Annotated in this window: 27 protein-coding genes; 12 read left to right on the top strand and 15 right to left on the bottom strand. The window is 43.6% G+C overall.

What is annotated here, in order from left to right:
• Positions 1-17: 17 nt before the first annotated feature.
• Positions 18-1,061, bottom strand: a complete 1,044-nt coding sequence (locus tag BLW16_RS18525; RefSeq protein ID WP_090559333.1) for an AI-2E family transporter — start codon at positions 1,059-1,061, stop codon at positions 18-20.
• Between the two features lie 219 nt (positions 1,062-1,280).
• Here BLW16_RS18525 and BLW16_RS18530 point away from each other — a divergent pair, with 219 nt between their 5' ends.
• Both BLW16_RS18530 and ppnP read left to right on the top strand, forming a co-directional pair.
• Entirely contained in the window at positions 1,281-2,093 is an 813-nt protein-coding gene (locus BLW16_RS18530; protein WP_090559335.1) for an SDR family oxidoreductase, read from the top strand.
• Between the two features lie 57 nt (positions 2,094-2,150).
• A complete protein-coding gene (gene ppnP / locus BLW16_RS18535; protein WP_090559337.1) occupies positions 2,151-2,465 on the top strand; it encodes a pyrimidine/purine nucleoside phosphorylase in 315 nt (104 codons plus the stop codon).
• Here ppnP and BLW16_RS18540 read toward each other — a convergent pair whose 3' ends face one another.
• Complete coding sequence (locus tag BLW16_RS18540; protein ID WP_090559338.1) at positions 2,466-3,779, bottom strand: DUF6624 domain-containing protein; 1,314 nt, start codon at positions 3,777-3,779, stop codon at positions 2,466-2,468. It abuts the gene before it with no gap.
• A gap of 133 nt (positions 3,780-3,912) precedes the next feature.
• Here BLW16_RS18540 and BLW16_RS18545 point away from each other — a divergent pair, with 133 nt between their 5' ends.
• The 6 genes from BLW16_RS18545 (at position 3,913) to BLW16_RS18570 (ending at position 10,908) form a co-directional block, all read left to right on the top strand.
• Positions 3,913-4,821 carry a helix-turn-helix domain-containing protein gene (locus tag BLW16_RS18545; RefSeq protein ID WP_090559340.1) on the top strand — a complete coding sequence of 303 codons (909 nt, stop codon included), beginning with the start codon at positions 3,913-3,915 and terminating at the stop codon, positions 4,819-4,821.
• 88 nt (positions 4,822-4,909) lie between these two features.
• Positions 4,910-5,674: an SDR family oxidoreductase gene (locus BLW16_RS18550; protein WP_090559342.1), complete on the top strand. Its 765-nt coding sequence runs from the start codon at positions 4,910-4,912 to the stop codon at positions 5,672-5,674.
• A gap of 141 nt (positions 5,675-5,815) precedes the next feature.
• Positions 5,816-6,157 carry a PadR family transcriptional regulator gene (locus BLW16_RS18555; RefSeq protein ID WP_245735376.1) on the top strand — a complete coding sequence of 114 codons (342 nt, stop codon included), beginning with the start codon at positions 5,816-5,818 and terminating at the stop codon, positions 6,155-6,157.
• The gene (locus BLW16_RS18560) at positions 6,154-9,348 is read left to right on the top strand and encodes a glycosyltransferase family 117 protein (protein WP_090559345.1); all 3,195 of its coding nucleotides are present in this window, start codon (positions 6,154-6,156) and stop codon (positions 9,346-9,348) included. The genes BLW16_RS18555 and BLW16_RS18560 overlap by 4 nt, the downstream gene beginning before the upstream one ends.
• A 110-nt stretch (positions 9,349-9,458) precedes the next feature.
• Positions 9,459-10,424, top strand: a complete 966-nt coding sequence (locus BLW16_RS18565; RefSeq protein WP_090559347.1) for a heme-binding domain-containing protein — start codon at positions 9,459-9,461, stop codon at positions 10,422-10,424.
• Positions 10,425-10,428: 4 nt separating this feature from the next.
• The gene (locus tag BLW16_RS18570; protein WP_090559348.1) at positions 10,429-10,908 is read left to right on the top strand and encodes a cytochrome P460 family protein; all 480 of its coding nucleotides are present in this window, start codon (positions 10,429-10,431) and stop codon (positions 10,906-10,908) included.
• Positions 10,909-10,944: 36 nt separating this feature from the next.
• Here BLW16_RS18570 and BLW16_RS18575 read toward each other — a convergent pair whose 3' ends face one another.
• The 8 genes from BLW16_RS18575 to BLW16_RS23335 form a co-directional block, all read right to left on the bottom strand.
• The gene (locus BLW16_RS18575) at positions 10,945-11,658 is read right to left on the bottom strand and encodes a LytR/AlgR family response regulator transcription factor (protein WP_090559350.1); all 714 of its coding nucleotides are present in this window, start codon (positions 11,656-11,658) and stop codon (positions 10,945-10,947) included.
• The gene (locus BLW16_RS18580) at positions 11,655-12,734 is read right to left on the bottom strand and encodes a sensor histidine kinase (RefSeq protein ID WP_090559352.1); all 1,080 of its coding nucleotides are present in this window, start codon (positions 12,732-12,734) and stop codon (positions 11,655-11,657) included. The genes BLW16_RS18575 and BLW16_RS18580 overlap by 4 nt, the downstream gene beginning before the upstream one ends.
• Positions 12,735-12,745: 11 nt before the next feature.
• Positions 12,746-13,570: a DUF4249 domain-containing protein gene (locus BLW16_RS18585; protein WP_090559354.1), complete on the bottom strand. Its 825-nt coding sequence runs from the start codon at positions 13,568-13,570 to the stop codon at positions 12,746-12,748.
• Positions 13,564-16,380: a TonB-dependent receptor gene (locus BLW16_RS18590; protein ID WP_090559356.1), complete on the bottom strand. Its 2,817-nt coding sequence runs from the start codon at positions 16,378-16,380 to the stop codon at positions 13,564-13,566. The genes BLW16_RS18585 and BLW16_RS18590 overlap by 7 nt, the downstream gene beginning before the upstream one ends.
• A gap of 109 nt (positions 16,381-16,489) precedes the next feature.
• Positions 16,490-17,689, bottom strand: coding sequence for a glycosyltransferase (locus tag BLW16_RS18595; protein ID WP_090559357.1), 1,200 nt, complete (start codon positions 17,687-17,689; stop codon positions 16,490-16,492).
• Positions 17,690-17,876: 187 nt separating this feature from the next.
• A complete protein-coding gene (locus tag BLW16_RS24085; RefSeq protein ID WP_394332039.1) occupies positions 17,877-17,945 on the bottom strand; it encodes a hypothetical protein in 69 nt (22 codons plus the stop codon).
• Positions 17,946-17,968: 23 nt separating this feature from the next.
• Positions 17,969-18,169, bottom strand: coding sequence for a hypothetical protein (locus tag BLW16_RS18600; RefSeq protein WP_090559359.1), 201 nt, complete (start codon positions 18,167-18,169; stop codon positions 17,969-17,971).
• 66 nt (positions 18,170-18,235) lie between these two features.
• The gene (locus BLW16_RS23335) at positions 18,236-18,391 is read right to left on the bottom strand and encodes a hypothetical protein (protein ID WP_175470639.1); all 156 of its coding nucleotides are present in this window, start codon (positions 18,389-18,391) and stop codon (positions 18,236-18,238) included.
• A gap of 239 nt (positions 18,392-18,630) precedes the next feature.
• Between BLW16_RS23335 and BLW16_RS18605 the strand changes: the two genes are divergently transcribed.
• The gene (locus tag BLW16_RS18605) at positions 18,631-19,368 is read left to right on the top strand and encodes an NUDIX hydrolase (RefSeq protein ID WP_090559361.1); all 738 of its coding nucleotides are present in this window, start codon (positions 18,631-18,633) and stop codon (positions 19,366-19,368) included.
• A gap of 4 nt (positions 19,369-19,372) precedes the next feature.
• On the opposite strand, the gene BLW16_RS18610 is transcribed toward BLW16_RS18605, so the two are convergent.
• Together BLW16_RS18610 and BLW16_RS18615 are read right to left on the bottom strand one after the other, a co-directional pair.
• A complete protein-coding gene (locus BLW16_RS18610) occupies positions 19,373-19,960 on the bottom strand; it encodes a TolC family protein (protein WP_245735377.1) in 588 nt (195 codons plus the stop codon).
• A gap of 456 nt (positions 19,961-20,416) precedes the next feature.
• Complete coding sequence (locus tag BLW16_RS18615) at positions 20,417-21,088, bottom strand: GDSL-type esterase/lipase family protein (RefSeq protein ID WP_090559363.1); 672 nt, start codon at positions 21,086-21,088, stop codon at positions 20,417-20,419.
• Between the two features lie 205 nt (positions 21,089-21,293).
• On the opposite strand from BLW16_RS18615, the gene BLW16_RS18620 reads away from it, so the two are divergent.
• Genes BLW16_RS18620 through BLW16_RS18630 form a run of 3 tightly spaced genes read left to right on the top strand, consistent with a single transcriptional unit; the run spans position 21,294 to position 23,890 of the window.
• A complete protein-coding gene (locus BLW16_RS18620) occupies positions 21,294-22,100 on the top strand; it encodes an MlaE family ABC transporter permease (protein WP_090559365.1) in 807 nt (268 codons plus the stop codon).
• A gap of 6 nt (positions 22,101-22,106) precedes the next feature.
• The gene (locus tag BLW16_RS18625; RefSeq protein WP_090559366.1) at positions 22,107-22,880 is read left to right on the top strand and encodes an ABC transporter ATP-binding protein; all 774 of its coding nucleotides are present in this window, start codon (positions 22,107-22,109) and stop codon (positions 22,878-22,880) included.
• 5 nt (positions 22,881-22,885) lie between these two features.
• Positions 22,886-23,890: an MlaD family protein gene (locus BLW16_RS18630; protein ID WP_090559368.1), complete on the top strand. Its 1,005-nt coding sequence runs from the start codon at positions 22,886-22,888 to the stop codon at positions 23,888-23,890.
• Between the two features lie 96 nt (positions 23,891-23,986).
• On the opposite strand, the gene BLW16_RS18635 is transcribed toward BLW16_RS18630, so the two are convergent.
• The 3 genes from BLW16_RS18635 to BLW16_RS18645 form a co-directional block, all read right to left on the bottom strand.
• Entirely contained in the window at positions 23,987-24,448 is a 462-nt protein-coding gene (locus BLW16_RS18635) for an SseB family protein (protein ID WP_090559370.1), read from the bottom strand.
• A 235-nt stretch (positions 24,449-24,683) separates the two neighbouring features.
• On the bottom strand, positions 24,684-25,214 hold the full coding sequence (locus tag BLW16_RS18640; protein ID WP_090559371.1) for a ferritin: 531 nt from the start codon (positions 25,212-25,214) through the stop codon (positions 24,684-24,686).
• A 107-nt stretch (positions 25,215-25,321) separates the two neighbouring features.
• Positions 25,322-25,690: a hypothetical protein gene (locus BLW16_RS18645; RefSeq protein ID WP_090559373.1), complete on the bottom strand. Its 369-nt coding sequence runs from the start codon at positions 25,688-25,690 to the stop codon at positions 25,322-25,324.
• Positions 25,691-25,852 lie beyond the last annotated feature (162 nt).

The following is a 25,852-nucleotide window of genomic DNA, read 5'->3' on the forward strand; positions in this document are numbered from 1 at the left end:
GTGAAGATTTTATCATTCTAAACCGTATCCTGCTCTATTTCCTTCACATATAACTCATCCACCAGTATAATGATAATAGCCAGCAGGGGAACTGCAAGTATGATTCCCAGCACGCCGGATAAAGTGCCCATGATTACCTGACTGATAATTGTCAGCGCCGGAGGAAGGTTAATCATCTTTTTCTGAATGAGCGGAGTTACAATATTACTCACCACCGTTTGGGAAACAATATAAATTAATGCAACAATAACAGCCGTATTAGTGCTCACCATCAGAGCAAGTAAAACACCCGGAATCATGGCAGCAGTGGATCCAAAATTGGGGATCAGTTTTAACATTCCGGTTAACATCGAAAGTACCAGCGCACCGGGGATTCCCATGACAGATAAGCCAATAGCAATCAATATTGTGATCAGTAACATGGATAACATCGTTCCCTTTAACCAGCCTTTCAGGACAAGGCTGATACGGTCTATCGAATTTTTTGCCATCGCTTTGTTCCTTCGGGGAACAAGTTTAATGATGCCGTCTTTGTAAACGGAGGGATTAGACGTGAAAAAGATGGCCAGCAGCAGGATCACATAAACATTACCTAAAACGCCAAAGCTGGTACTGAAGAACTTTTGTGCGGTAGCAAAGAGTTTGTCTGAGTTGTTGTCAGAAAAATAAGCCAGAATTTTTTTTCCTATGGAGTGCTCATTCAGCCTCGCCTTGGCTGTTTCTATAGTACCAGGTAATGAATCTGAAAGTAACGCAATCTGATTTTGAATTTTTGTTCCCATGAACCACAGCAGTATGCCCAGAAGGATAAATGAACCTGCAACAGATATCACCATGCTCGCTGTTCTGTTCAGCCTTGTTTTCCGTTCAATCAAATCACCAAGTCCATGAAAGTATACCGCAATAAGTGAACCGGCCAGGATCATCAGCAACACATTAAATGCAACCCTGGCTATCAGTATCACCACCACCAGTAAGGCTACTATGGCCACTGTTTGCCATACTTTCTGTATGTATGATAATTCCTTTTCTATTTTTTCTGGTGTTTGATCTTTATTCATATGGACATTTCCGCTTTAAACTCAGTAAAGCAGCGGGTTCAAATTTACTCAAATTATCAATAAGATAATTGCAGACTGATCTTACATAAATATCCCCACTATCGGGTACATGATATTTCTTTAATTAATAGTAATATTGCTACTTTTTAATACGCTATTCAATAGCTAACTTTTACTTACTTTAACCCCGTATATATTCAATTATAATAGAACCATAAAATGAAAAAAGTAATTCTTATCACAGGTGCTTCTTCCGGTTTTGGCCTGGCAGCTGCAACCGCGCTTCAAGCCGATGGTCATATCGTTTATGGAGCCAGCAGAAGTGTCAAAAATCTAAAAAACATATCGTTTATTCCTCTGGAGATGGATGTTACAGATGATCAGTCAGTAAATTCAGCGGTAGCACTGATCCTTAAAGCAGAAGGACGGATTGATGTGCTGGTAAACAACGCAGGAGTCACCACAGCTGGATTTCTGGCTACTACACCGGTTGAATTTGTTCAGGATCAATTCGCAGTGAATTTCTTTGGTATAATTCGCGTAAGTACTGCTGTAATCCCTGGAATGATCAGAAATAAAAAGGGCCTGGTCATCAATGTAAGCTCAATGGCCGGTTTATTCGGAACACCCTATACAGGCGCATATGTAGCAGCCAAATTTGCACTCGAAGGATATTCACAGTCTCTTCGTATGGAATTACAAAATACAGGCATAAATGTTACTGTAGTAAATCCTGGTGATTTCAAAACAAATAACACAAGTACCCGCAAAAAGTTGCCCCTTGCATTAGACCACGCACAATTGGAAGCTGAGTATGCAGCGGCATTGGAAATCGTTGAAAAAAATGAAATTAATGGTGGTGATCCAGCCAAAGTAGGCCAATTGATAGCCAAAATAGTTGGTAAGTCAAAACCTGCACACCGCTATATGGTGGGCGATTTTGGCCAAACCGGCCTTCCTATGATGGTAAAAGCCCTTCTGCCAAGCACAATGTTCTCTAAAATGATCAATGGTTATTACAACATCAAATAAATTATTTAAAAAAAGGTTATTTTTGAGCATTAAAACCTATTCAATAAACCTGAAACCATGAGTAATTCCATTAAGCCTTCTGAGGCAGACGAGGCCATAAGCCATAACGTGTATTTTGAAGGCAAAGTTCAGAGCCTGGGACTGGAAACAGAAAAAGGAAAAGCTACACTGGGTGTGATGAAAAAAGGAAGTTATACATTCTCTACCTCCTCACCTGAAAAAATGATCATCATCACAGGTACACTGGATGTGAAACTGGAAAATGCTGCTTATGTAAAATATCAGGCGCAGGAAGAATTTGATGTTCCTGCAGGTGTATCGTTTGACGTGAAATGTGATAGCGATACCGCCTATCTGTGTTATTACGGATAATTAGTGATGCCCCTGCGAACCCCGGGTTCGCAGGGGTTTGTTTAATGGTGACTTCAGCAATCCGGCCCACCTCTGGTCTGACCTGAGGACCCCGAACGATGCGTCCCGAAGCTGCAGTGCAGATAACTGTTCCCTTGCAGCTATCAGACCCAGAAAATCAAGTGAGATACTTTTATACTGAGGATTCGTTTCCGTGGCTGCAATTTTCGCAAAAAGAAGAGCAGCCTGGTAATTCTGTTCATCAGTCATCCCTCCTGCTATCATAGATGCGTTATTATAGGCATCATAGACCTTCTGAAATTGCTTTTTGCCGTAATACCATTTTGCGCTATCAATCAGTATGCCTGTATAGGCAAGATCGTCTGCATCTTTCCTGAACGCCTGTTCTTTGCTGACCGCATGGTACCTGAATCCGTAGGTAAGTGCATACGTGCTCAACGGAACTAAACCGAGTATACGCCTTCGCTGATCTGCCAGATCTTCTCTGATGATCGGCCTGAAGCCAGAAGCTTCACCATTGGCCGTCCAGATTACCTGTGTACCATAGATCTGTTTCCAGTTGAGATTACACAAGATGCGGTCCAGCAGGAAAGCGTAATTTTCCATATTCATTTCGCCACCCGCTTTTAACTTTTCCATTTCTCTTAAAGCCTGCTGTTGAAAATGCACATCATGATCAGCATGCTGCACCAGTAACCAGAAATTATTCTGCCCGTCTTTTCCGATATCCGCTATTTTTGGCCATCCGTATTTCTTCAAAATTGCCCTGGCTTCCGATGTATGGTCTCTGTCAGCCTTTTCAATCTGCAGGCTAATGTTTGCTATCTCTGTTTTTTCAAGCGCTTGTACCCTATTGAAACGCAGCTGCTGATCACGCAGTGTCATCCTGTTGATCTTCTTCCTCAGCTCCGGCAGACTGATCGTTTGCTCATACTTTCTCTCTTTCGCAAATGCGTTTGCTTTGATTTCCTGCCATTCCTGTACTGATCGCGTTGAAAGTAAAGCGAAATCCGGATCGGCAGCCAGCCATTCCGCGTCTGTCCAGCCCGAATCAATCGCAAATTTGAGCAATTGAAACGATTTGTCCGCATCTCCCGATAAGGCGTAAGCACCTGCAGCTTTGTAAGCGTTCAGTGCATCGGGATGCCTCAGTTTAAAGGCAGACTGATAGGTACTGATGGCACTGACATAGTCCTTTTGAAGATGAAACAGGCCGGCTTTTGCCACCATGACCTGGTAAATACTATCCTGCTGTGCATGAAGCAGGCCATAAAATGTTTGCAGGAAAAGCAGCAGCATAAACTGTTTTTTCATTGGTATATTTTTTTTGGCGATTGTAATCTTCGTCGGCGCTTATCTGTATTTAGCATAAAGTTAGTGATATGTGCCGGATATCTGATGTTTTCCCCGTAATTACCTATCTTTGAAATTCGCAAACAATAGTCTTATGGCAACAACAACGGTAGAGGAATTTTATCAGCAGACATCAATGCTCATTCCGGACGGTATCAATAAAGAAATTGGTCATTTTAATGTGTTCAAAATCAATGATATGATCCATAGAGGCGCTAATAAAAAGGCGACAATGCCCTATAACAGAAGAACCTACTATAAGATCAGCATGATCAGTGGAAAAAATAAAGCTGAATACGCTGATAAAGTAATTGATATCGAGAAAAATGCCTTATTGTTTGCTACTCCGAAGATCCCTTATAACTATGTTCCCCAGGATGATGACCAGTATGGATACTTCTGTATCTTCACTGCCGACTTCCTTATCAAAAACAAAAGCGGTGTGATATTAGACGATCTGCCAATATTTCAGCCCGGTGGCTATCCGATCTTCCAGCTGACAGATGAAGCAACTGAAGAGATTACAGCCATTTTTACTAAGATGTACAAGGAGTTATCTTCTGATTACGCCTATAAATATGACCTGATCCGCAATTATGTGCTCGAACTGATCCATTACGGACAGAAATTGCAGCCTGCATCATCCTTATACCCATCCCATAATGCTTCAGCCCGTGTTTCATCGCTGTTTATTGAACTGCTGGAGCGCCAGTTCCCCATTGAATCGCCACACCAGAAACTTGACCTGCGTACTGCCAAAGACTATGCTGACCGCCTTTCGGTGCATGTGAACCATCTGAATAAAGTGCTGAAGGAAAATACCGGAAAGACCACTACTGAAATCATCAGCTCAAGGATCATCCAGGAAGCCAAGATCCTGTTGAAACAAACAGACTGGAACATCTCTGAGATCGCTTACTGCCTTGGATTTGAACAACTGGCACATTTTTCAAACTTTTTCAGAAAGCAAACCAGCATCGCCCCTAACCTGTTCCGGGTCTAAGATTGAAATTTGCAAACATCGGATTGAAGTTTGCAAACTCAGCACACGGTATTCATGCTACTTTTACCATCGAATTAAAACTTAAAAGATGGAACCAAAAAGTAAAATTGCTGTAGTGACCGGTGGTAGCCGGGGACTGGGCAAAGACATGGTATTGAGTATTGCCAAAAAAGGATTCGACGTGATCCTGACCTATAACAGTCAGAAAGAGGAGGCGCTTGCTGTTGTCGCCGAAATTGAACAAACCGGCCGGAAGGCAGCCGCTCTGCAACTGAATACAGCTGAGGTGAGTAACTTTGATCCCTTTCTGGAAGAGGTTAAAACCGTTTTAAGAGAGAAATTTGATACTGACCGTTTTGATTTCCTGATCAACAATGCCGGAATTGGTATTACCGTTCCATTTGCTGAAGGCACCGAAGTGCAGTTTGATACATTGATGAACGTGAATTATAAGGCCGTTTATTTCCTTAGTCAGAAATCTCTCAGCATCATTAACGACGGAGGACGCATCATCAACATTTCCACCGGCCTTGCCCGTTTCGTTACCCCCGGATTCTCAATTTATTCCAGCATGAAGGCCGCCGTTGAAAACCTGTCCAAATATATGGCTAAGGAACTGGGGGCAAGACAGATTAACGTCAATGTAGTTGCGCCGGGAGCAATTGAAACTGATTTTAACGGCGGAGCGGTAAGAGATAACGCTGAAATGAATAAACATATCTCAAATGTGATCGCACTGGGACGTGTTGGACGGCCGGATGATATCGGAAGTGTTGTCGCCTTTTTGTGTACAGATGATGCAAAATGGATCAATGCCCAGCGCATCGAGGTGTCTGGCGGACAAAACCTGTAGTCTTGGCAACAGAAGGAAGAACACTTCCTTCTGTTATCCAACACCGGAACAGTCCCGGCTTCTGTGTCAGGAACAGTAAAGTAATACAAAAAACAAATATATAATTTTCCTATGTATGTAGGAAAATTATATATTTGTGTCATGAGTACAACAAACGGTATGTTAAAGGGCAGTCTGCAAACGATCATTTTGAAGCTGCTGCAGGAAAATGAAAAGATGTACGGCTATGAGATCACTCAAAAGGTAAAAGAGATCACCAACGGTGAAATCCTGCTCACAGAAGGTTCCATGTACCCTTCCCTGCATAAAATGGAAGCTGATGGCATCCTGACCACCACTACTGAAATGGTAGATAACAGGATACGGAAGTATTATGCGCTCACGAAAGAAGGCAAGATCGCCGTAGAGACGAAGCTTCAGGAAGCCAGAAGTTTTATCGGCAACCTGGAATTACTGCTCAGCTTAAACTCCAAACTGTCATGAAACTCAGCCGGCAGCAGCAGCTTGATGTCCGCCGTCACCTCCTGGAGGTATCGCTGACAGACAATTCATTTGATGAACTTTATGATCATATCCTGACCGCACTGGAACAAAAACCGGCATCATTTGATATGAAGCAGGTAAAGGAATATATTGACACGGAATTCGCGGAAATGATCAATACCCCAAGAGAGAAAAAGCGCTACCAACGTATCAACACGATTGCCGGGTTAGTAATTTTTTCTATCGCCCTGCTCACTTACTGGCTCACAATGGAGCCCACCGTCAGCTTCTGGGACTGCGGGGAATTTATCGCAACTTCCAGCAAATTGCAGGTAGGCCACCAGCCGGGTGCGCCACTGTTCCTGATGATCGGGAAAATGTTCAGCCTGCTGGCTATAGGAAATGCAGCGAAAACCGCGTATTGGATTAACTTCAGTGCCGTACTGGCAAGTGCCGCAACAATCATGTTCCTGTTCTGGACCATCACAGCGCTGGCTGCCAAAGTTTACAGAAGCGAAAAGATCAGCACCAAAACCTTTAGCATCATCGCTGCAGGGGCCATAGGCTCACTGGCCTACACCTTTTCAGATACTTTCTGGTTCTCAGCGGTGGAGGCGGAGGTATATGCCCTCTCCTCTTTATTTACAGCAATCACCTTCTGGTCCATTTTAAAATGGGAAAGCCAGTCCAATGACCGCTGGCTGGTGCTCATCGCATTTATTGTAGGCCTGTCTACCGGTGTACACCTGCTGAGCCTGCTGGCCATTCCGGCAGTAACACTGGTCTGGTACTTCAAAAAAACAAACCTGCCTACCCTTGCCGGCACCATTAAAGCATTCCTTGCGGGCTGCCTCATCGTTGGCATCGTCCAGATCCTGATCATTCAGTATTTCGTACTGTTTGCCGCAAAGGCAGACCTGTTTTTTGTGAATACCCTGGGTTTTGGATTCGGCTCCGGCGCAATGTTCTTCCTCCTGTTTTTTGCAGGTGCAACTGCCTGGGCAATAAGATACTCCATCCGCATAAAAAAATATAACCTCAACCTCGGCTTGCTTTGCCTGGTATTCCTGCTTTTTGGTTTCAGCTCTTATTTCATGATCCTCATCAGGGCCAACGCAAAAACAAATATCAACCTTAGCAATCCGGATAATCCATTTTCGCTGTACAGCTATCTTTCACGTGTCAATTATGGCACTACACCGCTGCTGTACGGAAATACATTTGACGCGAAGACGCTGGAGAATAAGGAAACCGGCAATACCTACAGAAAGGGAAAAACAAAATACGAAGTTTCGGGAAGCACCTACAAAACCACCTATGATAAAAACCTGTTCTTCCCCAGGACCTATAGCCAGAAAGATAACCACCCCGCCTTTTACCGGCAATGGCTGAACCTCGCTGAAGGTGAAACACCATCATTCACCCAGAATATCAGCTTTTTCACTTCATGGCAGCTCGGATTCATGTACTGGCGTTACTTCCTGTGGAACTTTGCGGGCCGCCAGAACGATATCCAGGGACAGGGCGGCATAGAACATGGAAACTGGATCACAGGCATTAAACCTCTTGACGCCAGCCGCCTGGGTAACCAGCATGATCTTCCTCAGAGTGTGATGACCAATGAAGGACATAATGTTTATTACGCCATACCATTGATCCTGGGTATCGCAGGCCTGGTATGGCTGTACCGTAAAAGTAAACGTGACGCACTTGTATTGCTCGCCCTGTTCTTCTTTACCGGGATAGCAATTATCGTTTACCTGAACCAGGATCCGCTGCAGGTAAGAGAGCGTGATTATGCCTATACAGGTTCATTCTATGCCTTTGCCATTTTGATCGGCTTCGGCCTGCTGGCCGTAAAAGATGTATTAAACAGATTTGCAGCTTCAAAACTGAGCCCTGTTATTGCTGCATTGATCTGCTGCAGTGCTCCCATTTTAATGGGAACACAGGGATGGGATGACCATAACAGGTCGCAAAAAACTACAGCGCGCGACTGGGCGAGGAATTACCTGAACTCCTGTGCACCGAATGCAATCCTGTTTACAAACGCCGATAATGACACCTACCCGCTGTGGTATGCCCAGGAGGTTGAAGGGATCAGAACGGACGTGCGGGTACTCTGCGTACAGTTCCTGCCCGATGCAGGTTACATCAATCAGATGAAGAAACAAATGAACCTGTCGGCCCCGCTCCCGGTTACCATGGCTGAAAGTCAGTATGCTGACGGAACGAGGGATTACCTGCCTTATGTAGACTATGGCCTGACGGACAGCGTAGAACTGAAAGACTTGTTCGCGGTAATGACCTCTGACAATAAAGAAGATCAGGTTCAAATGACCAGCGGTGAATACATGAATTTCCTTCCCTCAAAGAAGTTGAAGCTAACAGTGGACACGGATCAGCTGGTCAAAACACATACCATCAGCGAAACAGAACGGCCAAAGGTGGCAAAAGCCATGGAATGGGATTTCCGTAAATCCTACGCCAGCAAAGGAGACCTTGCCATATTTGACATCCTGGTACACAACAACTGGGAACGGCCTGTATATTTTGCTACATCCGTTTCTGAGGATACTTATATCGGACTGGACAAATACCTGTATCTTGAAGGATATGCATACCGCCTGCTGCCCTTCAGCGCAGATCCGGCAGATCCGCGCGATAAATCTGACAAGACCAATACGGCTGTGATGTATGATCATGTGATGAATAAAATGGATTTCTCTTCCTTTAAAAAATCTGCTTACCTCGATCCGCAAATGCGGTCATTCCTATATGGAACCTGGGCAATGAACAATACGCTGACAGGCAACCTGATCATGGAAGGCAATATTACTGAGGCCGACCACGTACTGAGGAAAAGCATGAAAGAACTGCCGCTCAGAAATTACAGCATCACAGATACCATCAGCAGGATCAATACCATTCAGAACCTCTATGCATTGCATCACCTGAAAGAGGCTACTGAGCTGACACGTGAAACGACGGATTACCTGAAACAGGAGTTTAGCTATATCAGTTCACTTGATCCTCAGTATCAGCAGGCGCAGCTGCAAAATATACGATTAGGGCTCTACGTGCTGAGCGGATTAGACAGGATCACGGCAGTTTATCAGCAAAAAGCCCTCAATAGAATGATACAGCAGGACTTTAAGCGGCTCGCAAATGAATTCGGAATAAAGGTGTAACGGAAATTTTTACATTGTTTTTTGGAAGGTTCAACTATTTATTCCCCTGATTAAACTATTTAGGATGGAAATAAGTTTATAATAAGTGTTCCTTTATAAAAAAACAAGAAATGAGTGCAGTTTCACAAACCCCGTTAAAGAAAATAATCATCTCCCTTGTCTTCGTAGTCCTGGGCTGCCTGCTGATCCTTCAGTTCATTAACAGGCCCGTGATTGAAAACCCACCGGTTACAGGTGATCTCCAGGCGCCGCAGGAAGTAAAGGCAATTCTGAAGAGAGCCTGTTATGACTGTCATTCCAACGAAAGCAACATCAGGTGGTATGATAAAATCGCCCCTGCTTACTGGAAAGTAGCGGAGGACGTAAAAAAAGGACGTGAGGGATTAAATTTTTCTGTTTGGTCTGCCATGGCCAAACCAGAACAGGCGGCCAAACTCTGGGAAGCCGTTAACCAGATCCAGGCCGGCGCAATGCCCATCAAATCTTATCAGATCGTTCACCCCGGTACAAAGGTATCCGCTACAGATCTGCTTATCCTCAGGAATTACCTGTCAGGCACCGTGACCAGCAAACTTGCGGATACCAGCAAAACCAATGCGCTGGACATACAGTATGACAAATGGGCTAAAGGTGCCGAAGCGCCAAAGACCAATCTTCCTGTAGCTCTGAATGGTATCGAGTTCATTCCTGATTATAAGAACTGGCAGGTGGTCACCACATCAGACCGTTTCGATAACAACAGCTTGAGGGTCGTATTCGGAAACGACATCGCCATTAAAGCGATCAAAAAAAATCATATTAACCCCTGGCCCAACGGCGCCATCTTCGCTAAAGTAGCATGGGATAGGCTAAAAGACGCAAACGGGAATGTAAAAACCGGTGCTTTTAAGCAGGTGGAATACATGATCAAGAATGATAAAAAATATGCTTCCACTGCCGGATGGGGATTTGCCCGTTTCAAAACCCCGAAGATGCTTCCCTATGGAAAAACAAGGCTCTTTGCCACTGAATGCGTGAATTGCCACCGCCCGATGAAAAACAACGATTTTGTATTCACAATGCCAGTTAAACACTAAAACGATGAAAGCTATATATATCCTATTTCCGGTCCTGGTACTGTTAGCAGCAGCCTGCAGAGAACAACCCGATGAAAAGCAGCTGATCAATAAGGAAGCTTCGCTGCCAGAAGACTTCAATTTCAGCAAACTTGGGCTGAAGGTGCTCAGTTCATCGGTCAACGAAAAACAAAATACAATGTCTACGATCTACGGGAACGACCTTGCCCTGAATACAGCGAAAGCAGGTACCCCGGTTCAGGCCGGTGAAGTGCTGGCCATGATCACCTGGAAACAGAAAAAGGATGAGCATTGGTTTGGCGCAAAAATCCCGGGCAACCTGCAAACGGTGGAAATGATCAGGACAAGTCCCGACGCACAAAAAAGTGCAAAAGTGGATTATCAGCGTTACGAAGGGAAAAAACTGACATTAAAACAAGATACCACGGGCAATGACAAAAATATAAGGTATATTTTCGAACAGCATCCATCGGTGATGCCATGATCGTTAAACCTATTCCCCGTGGTTACTCTGCTCCTGTCAGCTGCGCTGTCCGATATATTCCATCAGTTGTGACCTGTAATTATCGGTGAACGGAATGTCTGCATCAGGCAGGTATAACCGGTTTCTTTTCACAGAGACGATTTTATCCAGTGCAACGATGTACGACCGGTGGACCCTCAGAAAGGCTGCTGCAGGCAACTTGGCCTCCATGTAGTGTAAGGTAAGCCTTGGGATGATTGGCCGGTCGCTGTGCAGCTGATAGATCTTGATGTAATCTTTCAGGCCTTCAATATGTGTGATATGATCCATATTGATCCTTACCAGGGAGTAATCTGAGTTGACGAACATCGTATTGGGTTCTGCAGGTACTGCCGCCGCCTGTTTGTTTTTCAGGAGGTACATTTCCATTGCCCTGGTTGATGCCATTAGAAAGCGGTCGAATGACACAGGCTTTACCACGTAATCCAGCACTTTCAGGTTAAACCCGTCCAGCGCATAATTTTCATAAGCGGTAACCATAACGACCATCGGGGAACTGATCAGACCGGCTTTCAGCCATTGTATGCCAGACAATCCGGGCATCTGTATATCCAGGAATACCAGGTCTATTTTCTCCGTGGCCATTACTTTCATGGCCTCATCTGTATTTTTGCAGCTGGCTGCAAGGTCCAGAAACGGGATCAGGCGGATATTATCCTCAATCAGTTCCCTGGCAAAACGTTCATCATCAATTATCAGGCACCGGATCATCTCAGTTCAATTGTAAGGTCAGCAATAAAAATATTATCATTTACCATCGTATTCAGGGTATATCTGTCTTTGTATAATAATTCAAGCCTTCGGCTCACGTTTTTGAGCCCTATACCCGAACTGGCATCTTTACTGTTATTCAGGGGCGCAATTTCATTTTCCACTGTAAAATGCAGGACTGACAGCGCGTTGTCAATGCTCAGGCGGATCAGCAGGCGTGCTTCATCGCCAGTGCCGAGCCCATGTTTGAAAGCATTTTCCACAAAGGGGATCAGCAGCATGGGCTCAATCTCAAATCCTTCTGTATTTTCTGCGATCTCCATGATCAGGTTAAGATCATCCCCAAACCTGAGCGACTGCAGTTCGATATAGTTTTTCAGGTATTCCACCTCTTTGCCCAGCGGTATCCTGCTGTAATTGCTTTCATGGAGCACATAACGCATCAGCGTAGACAGCTGGATAAGCGAAGGCTCGATCAGGTCTGATTTTTTCCTCGCCATAGCTACCAGCGTATTGAGCACATTGAACATGAAATGAGGACTGATCTGCGAACGCAGGAAGTCCAGCTCTGTTTTTAAAGTCTCGGTTTCCTGTTCCTTGCGTTTCTTTTCCTCAATATTCTGATCCGTCATCAACCTGTAGCTAAAGCTGATCCCGATGATGAAGAGGTACATAGCGAAAGGGAAACCACCTCTCGGCGGCCCCATTGGCGGAGGGAAGTCGCGGTTGGAACGGCGATGGTGATGCCACTGGAAACGGGTAAATTCGTCAACGGGCATCCATTTTTTCTCTACATAAAAAGATACGTAAACGAGCAGCCCAACGGATAACATGACGCTGAAGATATATGCAGGCCAGCCCCTGGTGCGGAACACCTTTGGATAAAGATAATACGCATTGAAATAGAACAGGATAATCAAAATACTGTTATTGAAGATTATCCTGTACTTTAACTGTTCAAAATACGCAGGATGATACGGCCCTGATAAAAAAGGAAAGATCAGCAGCATCCAGAACAACACATGGATGGCATAAATGACATATTTATTTGATATCAGCCTGGATAAACGCTTCATGATCTTTTCAGTTATTCTTCCGCTTTAACCAGCAAATTTTTAGAGAGCGTGTCGGACTGCATTGCGGTAAAAATACCCAATCCGTTCGTAACATTGGTAGGCGCATTTGTTAAATTTTGTGAAGATTTGCTCGTATTGTTCAGCATATCCAGGTATTCCTGGTTTACCCGCGTTACGATCACCTTATAATTTCCGTAATATTTAAAAGTGCGTGCTGTCAATTCAAAACTGGAGGTTTTAACGGCGTTTACCTCTACGCTGGTGCTGGTATCGCTGTTAAAGCGATTGGAAATGATAGATTTAAAGGATTCAAGGTACCGGAAAACCACAATATGGTTATATGCCCCGCTGTTGTTCCATCCAATAAATACCGGCACAAATGCGGTTGCTGTACTGCCAAAGGTCATTTTAGGGATCACCACGGTATCTGCTGAAGTCACCACATCCGATGGTTTACCGGGAACAACGGTACTTGCTGTTACAGGCAGGTCGTTATAAATGAACGATAAGCTGTACAGACCTTTTGATTTAACGAAACTAAGGTCGTTCAGCACATAATGGCCTGTTTTATCTTCTGTGAGCACTTTTGTGGTGGTACCATCTGATATGCTGATGGTAAGGCCAGAGATGGGCACACCATAGGCATTGGTATCTACAAGCGCCTTTTGCAGGGACACTTTCACTTCCACGATTTTATTGGGCATCAGGTAGGCTTCTACCACGGGCAGTGAACTGTAATCGGCCGATGAATTGTCTTTTTTGCAGGCTGCTGCCAGGAAAAGCAGCACAACGATACTGCTGAACAGGATTTTTTTATAGTTGATGATTGTTACCATTTTAAGCTTAGTGTTAAGTTAGGTGTGAAACCCAGATAATTGACGTCAGTAGAAATGACTTGGTTTCCCTGTATGGCATATTCCCTGTACCAGGTGTTTGACCGGTTATAGATGTTAAAAAAGGAGAAACCTATGCTGCCGATCTTCTTGGTGCTGGTTTTGATCAGGTCATACGTAATCGCAGCATCCAGCCTGTGGTAGGCTTTAAAGCGCTCCGTGTTTTTCCCGCTGATGACGAAATAGGTCTCGGTTCCGGATCCTGCTTTATTGATCGTATAACTTCCTACAGGTGCGGTATAGGGCCTGCCGCTGGCGTAGATCCAGGTGGCAGAGAACGTCCACCTTCCCTCCTGGTACAGGTTAATGGATTTGAATTCATTGCGTACGTCCTGGGCTGCCGGAAAATAATCCGTCCCGTAGACGTCGAATTTGTTGAAAGCACTGGCGAGCGTGTAGCCTATCCAGCCGGTGTACTGTCCTGCTTTCTTCTGAACCAGGAATTCAATTCCCTTCGCATAGCCCTTGCCATTGTAGAAATTCTGTTCAAGTGTGATGGTGGAATTGGGATTGCCCATCCCTCCCGTTCCGGTTTGCCTTAGTGAATATTCGGTGAGGTCACTCAGCCTTTTGTAATAGCCTTCCACACTGAACAGGAATTTATTCGTTTCATAACTGGCACCAAGAATATAATGGATAGCACTGCCTACGGGAATGCTGCTGCCATTGGCAAGTACCCAGAAATCTTTACTTCCCGAAAGGATATCCTCACGTACAACGCGGTTGGTAAACTGGTAGAAGCGCCCGGTAGCGGCTTTGAGCATCAGTTTGTCGTTAATCGCATAACTTGCAGAAAAGCGGGGTTCCACATAATTTTTATGGGTCACATCGTAATGTGTATACCTCACACCGGGTGTAAACCTTAAAGGGCCGAAGTTTTGCTCCAGCTCTGTATAGGCACCTACGGTCAGCGCCTTGTTATTCTGGTCGATCAGTTTGGTAGTATCGTTCTGGGTATAATCATATTTTACATCCTGTTTAGCCGTAAAAGCGCCAAAAAGGATCTTACCGGTATTGGTGATGTTCCATTCCCAGTCTGATTTTGCACTGATATCCCTTAGGTTATTGTTCTCTGCAGATCCGTTGCTGGTATTGACCGTACTTCCGGTAGAGTCTGTAATGGAGCTTTCCATACCCCTGTTACGGTGGCTGAAAAAATTGGAGTAGCTGACAAGGGTATTGGAGTATAGTTTATTAGTCCACCTTCTTGACCATTTTGCGCTTGAGCCCACGTTTCCGTAGGTAGTAAGGTCTGTGATGCTGGAGCTGTTTACGGTACTGGACAAAGCACCTGGAATACCAAGGTCATGGCTGTTATCCAGTTTATCCTTTCCACTGTAGAAACTCAGTGAGAAGATATTTTTGTCGTCCGGTGTGTAGGTATACTTTCCATTGAGGTCATAGAACCAGGAAGAAACCTGAGTCTGGAAATTGGCCATTCCTCCTCTGCCGCCCGGCCCTCCGAAGCCAGCACCACCAGTACCTGCAGTTGCCATAGTCGTATTGGTCAGTTTGTTGAAGATCTTATTGTAAAGCGGTCCCTGGTATGATCTCCGCAGACTGAATAAAAGCGAAGATTTGTCGTTTATAGGTGTTTCACCGTAAATATTGACGCTTAACAAACTGAGATCCACACCAAAACCGGCAGTCTTCTTGTTCCCGTCTTTACCTGTGATATCGGTAACACTGGATAACCTGCCGCCGAATTTCGAGGAGAAACCGCCTTTGTACATCTGCACATCTTTGACGGCGTTAACGTTAAAAGCGCTGTAAAATCCATACAAGTGATCGACCTGGTAAACCGTAAACCCGTCAAACAGCACCAGGTTCTGATCTGGAGTACCTCCTCTTACATAAGCTCCCGAAGACGACTCATTACTTCCGCTGATTCCCGGCATCAGCTGGAAGGCCCGCAGGATATCTCTTTCCCCGATGTTTGGTAGTACGGCCAGTTTGGCCGGCGTAAGCTGAACAACACTTACCCTCCGGGTGTCGGTGTTCATTACACTTTCTTTTTTCTCTCCGTTGATCACAACCTCGTTCAGTGCATTATCCGCCGGCAGTAAAGAGATCACCAGTTTTTGTGCTGCCCGTTCAGGCGTCAGCCTTTCTGCCGAGGTCTGGTACCCGGCATATCTGACCAGCAGGACTGAGGTATCAGCAGGAACATTGAGCAGGTTGAAATATCCATCCGTATTGGTGACCGCAGTAATATTTGTTCCTCTTATTTTTATGGAGGCCGATGGCAGTGACTCGCCTGTAGCATTGTCTGTCACCCTGCCCGCGAGGGAGAAATTGGTATGTACAGGGGTGATTGCCGCCGCTGTAGTGATGGTCTCTTCCGTAAAGGTCTGATTTTCTTTTCCCTCCACAGTAGGTTTTATAGCGCTCGCAGGCAGCCTTCTGAGCCTGGTGATATCTTCAGGTTTCTCCAGGATGTAGTACGTACCATCCGGTTGTTTGGCATAATAGATGCCATTGCTACGGCAGATCTGCCGGATGATGTCTTTCACCTTATCCTGGAAGTAGTGATCGCTCACCCCATATTTGTGCATCTGGGCACGATCAAATATGAACCTGATCTTGTAGGTAGCGCCGAATTCATCCAGAACTTCATCCAGCTGGGCAGTAATGAACTTATTGACTTTCGCCGTATCATTCTGGAAGTTTGGAACGCTCTGGGCCTTCTGGGCACTGGCCTGCTGTATAAAAAACAAGCCGCAAAACAATAACAATAGTAAAATAGTCTTCATATAGGGTTTAATATTTCCCTAAAATCCAGAAATATATGCCCTGCTAATTGTTACGAAATGTTAAATGAGGCAGAATAGGAGATCATGCCGATGGATTGGGAAGATTCTGCTATGAAATCAGCGGGCTGCGCCTGGCCACAAACTCTTCCAGCAGCTGTACAGCCCTATCATTTCCTCCGCCATCGGTAAAGCTATCCCTAATCCTGGCTGAAGATTCTTTGTATTTTGGATCGTTCAACAGGCTGAGTACCGCGTTTCTCATATCTTCGGCACGTAACCTTTTGTAACGTAAAACGATACCACAGCCCGCATTTTCAACCAGCTTTGCATTGTGGAACTGGTCATAGGCAATTGGGGTGACCAGCATTGGCAGGCCATTCATCAGTGTTTCATTAATGGTGTTAAATCCGCCGTGACTGATGACAACATCCATTTTTGGCAGCAGTTCCAGCTGAGGGACAACGCGGCTCACAATGAAGTTATCAGGCCATTGCTCAAAGAGTGCAGGATCGGTAACGGCGATGACCGTGAGCGGCATATCAGCAAACGCTTCCACCAGCTTTTTGAAAAACGATTCCCTTACACCCGAAAGCACGGTTCCCAGGGATACAAAGACCTTTGGCGAAGCTGCTTTTTCCAGCAGGTCCCAGCTGAAAGCTACCGGATTGGGCCTCCCCTTTACCGGGCCTACAAATTTCATATGCGGCGGAGGTGCTGCAATTCCTGAGAACTCTGCTGAGGTAAATACAAGATCCATTTGTTTCAGATTGTTGATCACCACATCACCAGATACCCCAAATTCCTGCTGCAGCCCCTTCATCAGTTCTTCATGCCAGGTAAATACTTTGGGCACATTCTCTTCCATCCCGGAGACCAGGTCTGGTGGTACGGGATAGCTGATCACGCAGGGAATCTCCCTGAGATACGCACACAGCGAACCTGCAAATGCCATATAATCGCCAATGATCACATCCGGCTTCCAGGTATCCACAAACTTGTCCAGTACCGGCATCATTATCCTTGCAAATGGGATGAAGGTCTCTTCAAAAGTGAATTTCATGACCTCCGGACCGGAATAGGCATTTTCATCACCCTGCCGCGCCAGTATTCCCTGGATCTGCTGGTGGTAAGCAGCAAGATCCTTCTCCGGACAGATAAACTCGCCTCCGGGAGGAATATGATGTACAGCAAGAGGCTGAATACCCAGCCATTTAACGTCATGCCCCTTTTGCAGTAAACTTGCCCCCAGGCTTAATGTTGCATTAATATGGCCAAAAAACGGAGGTACAACAAACAGGAACTTTGACATATGCATTGGGTTTTTGCTGTTTAGGAAATCACATTTATTTTTATCAAAACTATTATAATCACAAACCGATAAGGTGTATTGTATATATATTAAATTAAAGTTAATTAAAAAATATTTATTATAAACAAAATGGCAAATAATTTTAATAATATGCCATTTTGTACTAATGTTGATTTTGCAGTGAAAATTATACTGCAGTGTATTGTTTCCTGAAATGCTGAGGCGAGGAACCGGTCTGTTTGGTGAACAGGCGGATAAAGTAGGAAGGATCATCATATCCTAGTTTTTATTGAGTGCCTTGGCAGTGATATTAAGGATATCCGCATATTCGGCTACAGTATGTTTGGTGGCAAAGTGCCACTCTACCAGCTGGGAGAAATGCCTGATAAATTCAAGCTCGTGCCTGCTCTCCTCCGTCTGTATATCATGTTCGAGTTTCCAGATCCTGGTAGATTTGATATCACGGTTGTAATAGATCATAGAACCGTAACAGCTTTGGTAATACTGTCCGCCGTGAACAAAAAATAAGGCGTCTGACTGAAGGTACTAAGAGTTAAAGTCTACCTTTACCTTTGCTCCCTTTTTTAGAAAGATCACTTTAATATAATCATTGAACTGCTGACCGGCTGTATCTTCCGGCTTCTGGCCTTTCAAATCCATCAGACCAAACTTTTTGAAGGAAAACTGTTTAAAATAGGCCATCGTCCGTTAAAATTTTATGCAGTAATAGCAGATTTTTCAACGTATAGCTATAAGGAATGTACGGTATTCTATAATAATATCCCTTTAAGTCCGGGGCAATGGTGAGGTCCCCCACCAGGATACTGAATAAAATCTAAGCGTAATGAATAAAATTCAGTACCACAGCTTCTTTATGAAGCAATAATATATTATTTTATTTAAACTTGCAAATATTTATTTTAGGCTTATTATTGCGGAACATGGAAAAAGACGAAAAGATAATAGAGATGAGCCGTCAGATGTGGGACAATGCCGTCCCTCACATTTCGGTTGACAGTGTAGTTTTTGGCTTTCATGAAAACCAGCTTAAAGTACTGCTGACAAGGATGGCCTCTACCCGGCAATGGCTGCTGCCAGGCGGGTATGTATTCAAGAATGAAAATGTTGAAGATGCAGCACAAAGGGTGCTTAGGGAGCGTACAGGCGTAGATAGGGTCTATTTACAGGAATTTGGTGTATTCGGGAACATCAACCGCTCTGAAGGATATTTTGACGATTATGAGGATGATCTCTGGCATAAACAACGTTTCATTTCAATAGGTTTTTATGCGTTAGTAAACTACATGGAAGTAATCCCAGAAATAGATGATTACAGTGATATCTGCGAATGGAAAGCGATTGATGAGATGCCGGCACTGGCCATGGACCACCAGGCAATTTATGATACTGCGCTGACATCTTTAAGGCAGCAACTGAGTTATAAACCTATCGGTATGAACCTGCTTCCGGAACGATTTACAATCTCCGAACTACAGAAATTGTATGAAACAATATTGGGAAGAACTTTGAACAGGGGAAATTTTTACCGGCGCATCATGCGGTTCGGTATTCTGATCAAACATGAGGATCGCCGTAAAGGCGGGGCGCATAAATCACCCAACCTTTACAGCATTGATCCTGTAAAATATCATGAATCTCTTCAGGGCATAGACTGGTAGCTGGTTATTTCCAGCCACCGCCCAATGCACGGTAAAGATTCACTACTGCCTGCAATTTCTGCAGCTGATCACTTACTCCGCTCAGCTGTGCTGCCAACAGGCTTTGCTCTGAAGTCAGCACATCCGTATAGTTCGTAGCAGAGCTGAAACGCAATAACTCCTGGGTATAGTCCACAGCTTTGGTAAGTGCCAGGATCTGTGTTGCCCTGGAATCCTGTTTGGCTACGGCCGACTGGTAATCGAACAGTGAGTTGGATACTTCCTGTCCGGCAACCAGCAGCGTCTGCTGAAAGGTATTCATTGCCTGTTGCGATTGAGCAGTGGTCAGCCTGGCTTTATTGATCCCCTGGTTAAAGATCGGCTGCGTCAGTCCGCCTATTAATGAATAAAAGATAGACTCATCAAAAAAGTTCTTTAACTGCAGGGTGGATAAACCGCCGTCTGCGGTTAACGTTAAACTTGGATAGAAATATGTTCTGGCGAGGTTGGTGTTTTCAAATGAATTCCTGAATGCAAATTCTGCCTGCTGAACGTCAGGACGGTTATGCAGTAGTTGGGACGGCAGGCCTATTGACAGGTTTGTTGGGGTCACCTGTGTCTCTTACTGCCATTTCTTTATTACTGTTTAATATTCTTATTTAACATATTTGTTAAACAAAGATATTTAAATGAGTTACAACACCGATCATAATTTTGCCAACTTCATTAAAATGCTAACAGGTAATGGAAGTGTTACACAAATCACAATCTGAAAGCTATTGCTGAGTGGTATAATCCATAACGCTGCATTCAATCAAATGAACTGAATAAATACTACAGATCGGATGAAATTAGACAAGCATGCCGAATACACCGACGAAAGAAGGGGTTTGCAGGGTGGCTTTTAATTTTGGAGTCGTTGTGCCGGTGCTGCAAACTGAAATACGCTTATATTTAAGCAAACTTACGCTTATGGAAAATGAAGAATTTAGCTACCTTCTTGCACGCCTGCGTATAGTTACGAGCTTTTTCAGATATGGTGTATCCCTTGCTAATCCGGTACTTCCTCCTAGTGTTTCAGGAGGTGCGGGATGAGCAGTTTGTTCCATATTTTATAGCCGGAGCCATTCATATGTAACATGTCCTGCTTGAACAATACGGGTTGCATAGCTCCGCTTTTATCCAGCATGGGATGATAGACATCAACGAAGGTGATGTGCTGCTGTCCTTTGATAAAGTTACTGATTAGCTGATTGGCCTGAATTGCCAGTTGCTGGTATTGTTTCCTTGATGGGCTTCCTTTTATGGCTATATATACTATAGGGGTATTCGGAAGTTTGGTTCTGATATCTGCGTATAGCTTTTTAAAGTCGTTGAACACTAATGCGGCGTTAGGGGCTTTAAGCAGGTCATTCTCCCCTACGTAAATAACGATCTGTTTGGGATGGTACGGAAATACGATCTCATTCAGATAGCGGTCTACATCGCTGGTCACCGCCCCACCGATGCCACGGTTGAGCACAGTGTAGTTTTTGAAAGTCGTTGTAAAATCTACCCAGAGGCGAATGGAGGAACTGCCGATAAATAAGATGGGCTCTTTTGGCGGCGCATAGATCTGGTCATATACTTTGATCGCTTTGACGTCATCCCAGAATGGAGGATGTTCCTGGGCATGGGCATTCAGGCTGGCTATAACAAGGAAAATTGCGCCTAATAATGCTGATTTGAAGGTTTGTATCATATGGTTTAATTATTGCTTATGGGCACATCATTATTGTGTCATTTTAAAATCGTGGATTGGTGAATGATTCATGATATCTTACATTTGACCAAAATGCATATTTAGTCAACATAAAACAAAAACAATTTTCTTATTTTGTTGCTTTCTTATATAGAATAAATATAATGATGATTTAAATTATATTTGGCAGCATCAATCATAACGAATGGATCCGAACTCAGACAATCCCAATATCCAGCCTACCAAATACATCGTATCCAAAAAAATGGACGATTTGTTCTTTACTGTTTACGAAATCTATCAATTCATCCTTCGTTTCTTCAAGGAAGTATTCATACCTCCGTACGAATTTAAGGAAATTATACATCAATGTTATGAGGTAGGTTATAAATCCCTTCCACTGATTTCCCTTACCGGCTTTATTACAGGTGTAGTATTTACCAACCAGTCACGCCCTTCACTGGCAAACTTTGGTGCCACATCGTGGTTACCTTCCCTGATCTCAATCGCTATTGTCCGGGCACTTGCTCCTCTGGTTACTGCGCTGATCGCTGCTGGAAAAGTAGGCTCCAATATGGGTGCCGAACTGGGTTCTATGAAAGTGACAGAGCAGATTGATGCCATGGAAGTTTCGGCCACTAATCCTTTTAAATATCTTGTAGTCAGCAGAATACTGGCCACTACATTTATGATACCTTTATTGGTGATGTACACGGCATTTGTAGCGCTGATGGGCGCTTATTTAAGTGTGCATAGTAATGAGCAGACCAGCTTCGCAATGTTTTTCTCACAGGTGTTTGATTCACTCAGCTTTTTAGATCTTTTTAGTACCTCGTTTAAATCGACCGTCTTTGGTTTTACCATTGGTGTTGTTGGCTGTTATTGTGGTTATAATTCTACTAAGGGAACTGAAGGTGTTGGAAAAGCTGCTAACTCAGCCGTAGTCGCGGCCATGTTCCTGATCTTCGTGGAAGAAATAGTTATTGTTGCAATTGTAAATGCCTTCCGTTAAAAGATCATGATAAAAGAACAGAAAGCGATAGATAGAAATAACCCAGTAATCTCTATTAGAGGCTTGCAAAAGGCTTTTGGAAGTCTTCATATACTCAGAGGTGTAAACCTCGATGTTTACAAAGGAGAAAACCTGGTGGTATTGGGCCGTTCCGGTACAGGAAAATCAGTGCTGATCAAAATTATTTCAGGATTGCTCCTCCCCGATGCGGGACAAGTAAATGTATTGGGCCAGGAAGTAGCAGAGCTGCCTTCCCGGGAGCTGATGGAGTTACGGTTAAAAGTAGGGTTTTCTTTTCAGAACAGTGCGTTGTATGATAGTATGACTGTACGGCAGAACCTGGAGTTCCCGCTTGTCCGGAATTCAAGAAACTTAAAGCGCAGCCAGATCAATGATGAAGTGGAAAGTGTACTTGACGCTGTAGGGCTGTTGCAAACTATTGAGCAGATGCCTTCGGAATTGTCAGGTGGACAACGCAAGCGTATAGGTATAGCAAGAACATTGATTCTGAGGCCTGAAATCATGTTATATGATGAACCAACAGCCGGACTGGATCCTATCACCTGCATAGAAATCAATAACCTGATCAACGAAGTTCAGGAAAAATATAAAACGACCGCCATCATTATTACACATGATTTAACCTGTGCAAAGGAAACTGGCGACAGAATTGCTATGCTACTGGACGGACAATTTGCTATACAGGGAACATTCGACGAAGTTTTCGCCAGTGATGATCTCCGTGTGCAATCTTTTTACAATTATAATTTTACAGAATAGAATAAATGAGCGCTTCAGAAAACAAAAGGTCAGTAATCGTAGGGATTTTCATCGTCATCGGCGTAATCATCTTTATTGCAGGTGTGCTTACCCTGGGAGGAAAACAAAAACGGTTTGTCAGCAGTATTACGCTTAAAGCTATATTTAACAATGTAAATGGTATCACAGCGGGAAACAATGTATTTTTCTCCGGTGTAAAGATCGGTACCGTCAGCAAAGTTGCATTCTATGGCAATGCCCAGGTTGAAGTAACGCTGCATATCGAAGAATCGGCACAGCAATATATCCACAAAAACTCAATGGCAAAGCTGAGTTCAGAAGGTTTCATCGGAAATAAAATGATCGAGATACTGGGTGGAACAGCACAGGCGCCAGTGGTTGAAGATGGTGACAGGTTGGATATCGCTGCTGCACTGGCACCTGATGACATTCTGAAAACACTGCAGGACAACAATAAGAACATTTTGGCCATCACTACCGACTTCAGGAAAGTTAGTGCAGAAATAGTTAGGGGAAAAGGCGCCGTGGGAGCTTTACTTACAGATTCTGTAATGGCCGACCGCCTGCGCCAGATGACGGTGAACCTGGAGAATGCTTCTGCTACTACAGCAAGGGTTACTTCTGCTATTTCACAATATACCTCTAAACTGAATAATAAGGGTACATTGGCAACAGAACTGCTCACCGATACCGTAGTCTTCAGTAACCTTAAATCGGCTGTTAAAAGCCTGCAGGTTACCGCTGCTTCCGCTTCCGAAATGACAGGAAATTTTAATGCCACAAGTAAAAAACTGAATTCTGATAAAAATGCTGTGGGTGTTTTATTGAACGATGAAGAGACTGGTGCACGTTTGAAAAGTACAGTTACCAATCTGGAATCAAGTACCAAAAAACTTGATGAGAATATGGAAGCACTACAGCATAATTTCCTGCTGAGAGGTTTCTTCAGGAAGAGAGATAAAGCAGCTGCAAAGGAAAAAGAGAAAGCTCAGGAACAACAGCAACAATAATTGATGATGATGAGCGAGATTTGATACCGGACTCCGCCAAAAAAATAGCCCTGGTCTCTAAGTATAGAAACCGGGGCTATTTTACTTATTTCCTATCTACATCCTTCCATCCAGCAGACGTTCAGCTACCGAAGCTGATATTTTATTTTTGTATTCTGAGTACGGATTAACAATAAATGTTTCACCCAGGGCAACGCTAAACAGGTCTGCCCCGCTCATTTTTAAGAACTCGACATCGTCTGTTACGATACCGTTATCAAAGATCCTGTCGATGCTTGTAAACAGCGGGATACTTCCATCAGGAAGTGAATAAATCTCAACGCTTGTACCAACCTCCAGGTATTGATAACCTTCAGAAACGTTAACGTTTACTGAGATAACTATAATTTCGTCTGTTAGTACCCGACTGTAAAATGCCGACTTATAGGCAGGCTCCTGTATGGCTTTTTCCATAAGCACATCGAGTTCCATATCCTCAGTTTCAGCTATCATCTCCTCAGTGACACTGTCCAGTGGATCGGTTTCCTTTTTCTGCTTAAATATATCAAATAGTCCCATATTGAGTATCTCCTTTAAATGATTAAAAAATCTATATGTATATATAACAATGATATTCAATTTTTAGTTTCAAAAAGGTATATATAACTCAATTGATACATTTATTTAACCAACCGGATGAGAGGTTCACAGGTTAAATGATGCGATGATCGCAGAAGCAGTTTCAGACGGGGAGATCATGGAACAAAAAAAAACCGTCCAATTACTGAACGGTTTTCCGGAATAACAGCTAAGCTTAACCTTCGCTATCGTATTTTATATCGTTAACGTGTTTGTCAATTTCCCATCTTCCGGTTCCTGCTTCGCCGATCACGTCAAACAATTCAAGCGCACGTCTTGCTTTGTATTCTTCTTCACGTTGTTCTTTGAAAAACCAGTTTAAGAATTCGATAGTTACATAGTCCTGCTCTTTATAGCAGTTGGCCGCGATATTTTTTAGCGACTGTGTTACACTGATCTCGGCCTCCAAAGCTTCTTCAAAAACTTCTCTGAAAGAGTTAAACTCAGTTTGTATATTGGTTACTTCTGGTGATATAGCTGAACCGCCCATATCCAGAACGTATTTAAAAATTTTAAGCTGATGCTGTCTTTCTTCTTCAGATTGTTTGAAGAAATAGTCAGACGAGAAATCAAATCCGTTACTATCACACCAAGATGCCATTGCAAGATAAGCTGATGCAGATTGAGCTTCTTTTTTTATTTGTTGATTTAACAATGATTCGATCTCAGTTGAGAGCAAACATTGAACGCGAGTGATGTCTTTCATATATTTGTATTTATGTCTTTGTCGATTTGACTGATACAAAAATAGTGCTTAAAATCAACTTTGTAGCATTAAATAGAAATATGGAAAGATTCTAAATCTAAAGAAGGTCAGATACTTAGGCGGTAAACCCTGTCATGTATGATACGGTTGAGCTCCAGCATCACGAACGTTCCTTCCAGTAATTGTTTAAAGTCTATGATCTCCAGCAGGGTTAAAACATAACAGTGATCACATGCACAGATGAATACGATTTCAAGATCCGGACTGATTTCGGAGTTCAGCAAAAGGGCCTCTATGTCAATAGCATAGATCGCTTTCCTGAGCTTCATAATACTTCTGTAATCAAAACGTGCAAGTTTACCTACAAAATCAATATACCAGCAATTTTCTTTGTCAGACTGAAAAACAGAACCCCTTAGGGTTTGAAATACTTCTACAAATTCAACTGATGGTGCTGCGGTTATTACGTTTTGCATTAACAATTATGATTATAATACAAATATTAGCATTATTAAGACTGGATACAAATAAATTCTCAATTAAATTTTAAATATTTAGAAAATGTTGCATTTGAGTCCTCGGATGTCCCTTTTTTAGCACTTTCCATGTACTAATTTTTATGCCATACAGACTCTTGG

This window comes from Pedobacter hartonius (assembly GCF_900107535.1).
GTDB classification, from domain to species: domain Bacteria; phylum Bacteroidota; class Bacteroidia; order Sphingobacteriales; family Sphingobacteriaceae; genus Pedobacter; species Pedobacter hartonius.

Bases quoted from the DNA above. Each gene is read 5' to 3' on its own strand.
- BLW16_RS18525 (WP_090559333.1), bottom strand. From the start codon at position 1,061: ATGAATAAAGATCAAACACCAGAAAAAATAGAAAAGGAATTATCATAC.
- BLW16_RS18530 (WP_090559335.1), top strand. From the start codon at position 1,281: ATGAAAAAAGTAATTCTTATCACAGGTGCTTCTTCCGGTTTTGGCCTG.
- ppnP (WP_090559337.1), top strand. From the start codon at position 2,151: ATGAGTAATTCCATTAAGCCTTCTGAGGCAGACGAGGCCATAAGCCAT.
- BLW16_RS18540 (WP_090559338.1), bottom strand. From the start codon at position 3,779: ATGAAAAAACAGTTTATGCTGCTGCTTTTCCTGCAAACATTTTATGGC.
- BLW16_RS18545 (WP_090559340.1), top strand. From the start codon at position 3,913: ATGGCAACAACAACGGTAGAGGAATTTTATCAGCAGACATCAATGCTC.
- BLW16_RS18550 (WP_090559342.1), top strand. From the start codon at position 4,910: ATGGAACCAAAAAGTAAAATTGCTGTAGTGACCGGTGGTAGCCGGGGA.
- BLW16_RS18555 (WP_245735376.1), top strand. From the start codon at position 5,816: ATGAGTACAACAAACGGTATGTTAAAGGGCAGTCTGCAAACGATCATT.
- BLW16_RS18560 (WP_090559345.1), top strand. From the start codon at position 6,154: ATGAAACTCAGCCGGCAGCAGCAGCTTGATGTCCGCCGTCACCTCCTG.
- BLW16_RS18565 (WP_090559347.1), top strand. From the start codon at position 9,459: ATGAGTGCAGTTTCACAAACCCCGTTAAAGAAAATAATCATCTCCCTT.
- BLW16_RS18570 (WP_090559348.1), top strand. From the start codon at position 10,429: ATGAAAGCTATATATATCCTATTTCCGGTCCTGGTACTGTTAGCAGCA.
- BLW16_RS18575 (WP_090559350.1), bottom strand. From the start codon at position 11,658: ATGATCCGGTGCCTGATAATTGATGATGAACGTTTTGCCAGGGAACTG.
- BLW16_RS18580 (WP_090559352.1), bottom strand. From the start codon at position 12,734: ATGAAGCGTTTATCCAGGCTGATATCAAATAAATATGTCATTTATGCC.
- BLW16_RS18585 (WP_090559354.1), bottom strand. From the start codon at position 13,570: ATGGTAACAATCATCAACTATAAAAAAATCCTGTTCAGCAGTATCGTT.
- BLW16_RS18590 (WP_090559356.1), bottom strand. From the start codon at position 16,380: ATGAAGACTATTTTACTATTGTTATTGTTTTGCGGCTTGTTTTTTATA.
- BLW16_RS18595 (WP_090559357.1), bottom strand. From the start codon at position 17,689: ATGTCAAAGTTCCTGTTTGTTGTACCTCCGTTTTTTGGCCATATTAAT.
- BLW16_RS18600 (WP_090559359.1), bottom strand. From the start codon at position 18,169: ATGATCTATTACAACCGTGATATCAAATCTACCAGGATCTGGAAACTC.
- BLW16_RS23335 (WP_175470639.1), bottom strand. From the start codon at position 18,391: ATGGCCTATTTTAAACAGTTTTCCTTCAAAAAGTTTGGTCTGATGGAT.
- BLW16_RS18605 (WP_090559361.1), top strand. From the start codon at position 18,631: ATGGAAAAAGACGAAAAGATAATAGAGATGAGCCGTCAGATGTGGGAC.
- BLW16_RS18615 (WP_090559363.1), bottom strand. From the start codon at position 21,088: ATGATACAAACCTTCAAATCAGCATTATTAGGCGCAATTTTCCTTGTT.
- BLW16_RS18620 (WP_090559365.1), top strand. From the start codon at position 21,294: ATGGATCCGAACTCAGACAATCCCAATATCCAGCCTACCAAATACATC.
- BLW16_RS18625 (WP_090559366.1), top strand. From the start codon at position 22,107: ATGATAAAAGAACAGAAAGCGATAGATAGAAATAACCCAGTAATCTCT.
- BLW16_RS18630 (WP_090559368.1), top strand. From the start codon at position 22,886: ATGAGCGCTTCAGAAAACAAAAGGTCAGTAATCGTAGGGATTTTCATC.
- BLW16_RS18635 (WP_090559370.1), bottom strand. From the start codon at position 24,448: ATGGGACTATTTGATATATTTAAGCAGAAAAAGGAAACCGATCCACTG.
- BLW16_RS18640 (WP_090559371.1), bottom strand. From the start codon at position 25,214: ATGAAAGACATCACTCGCGTTCAATGTTTGCTCTCAACTGAGATCGAA.
- BLW16_RS18645 (WP_090559373.1), bottom strand. From the start codon at position 25,690: ATGCAAAACGTAATAACCGCAGCACCATCAGTTGAATTTGTAGAAGTA.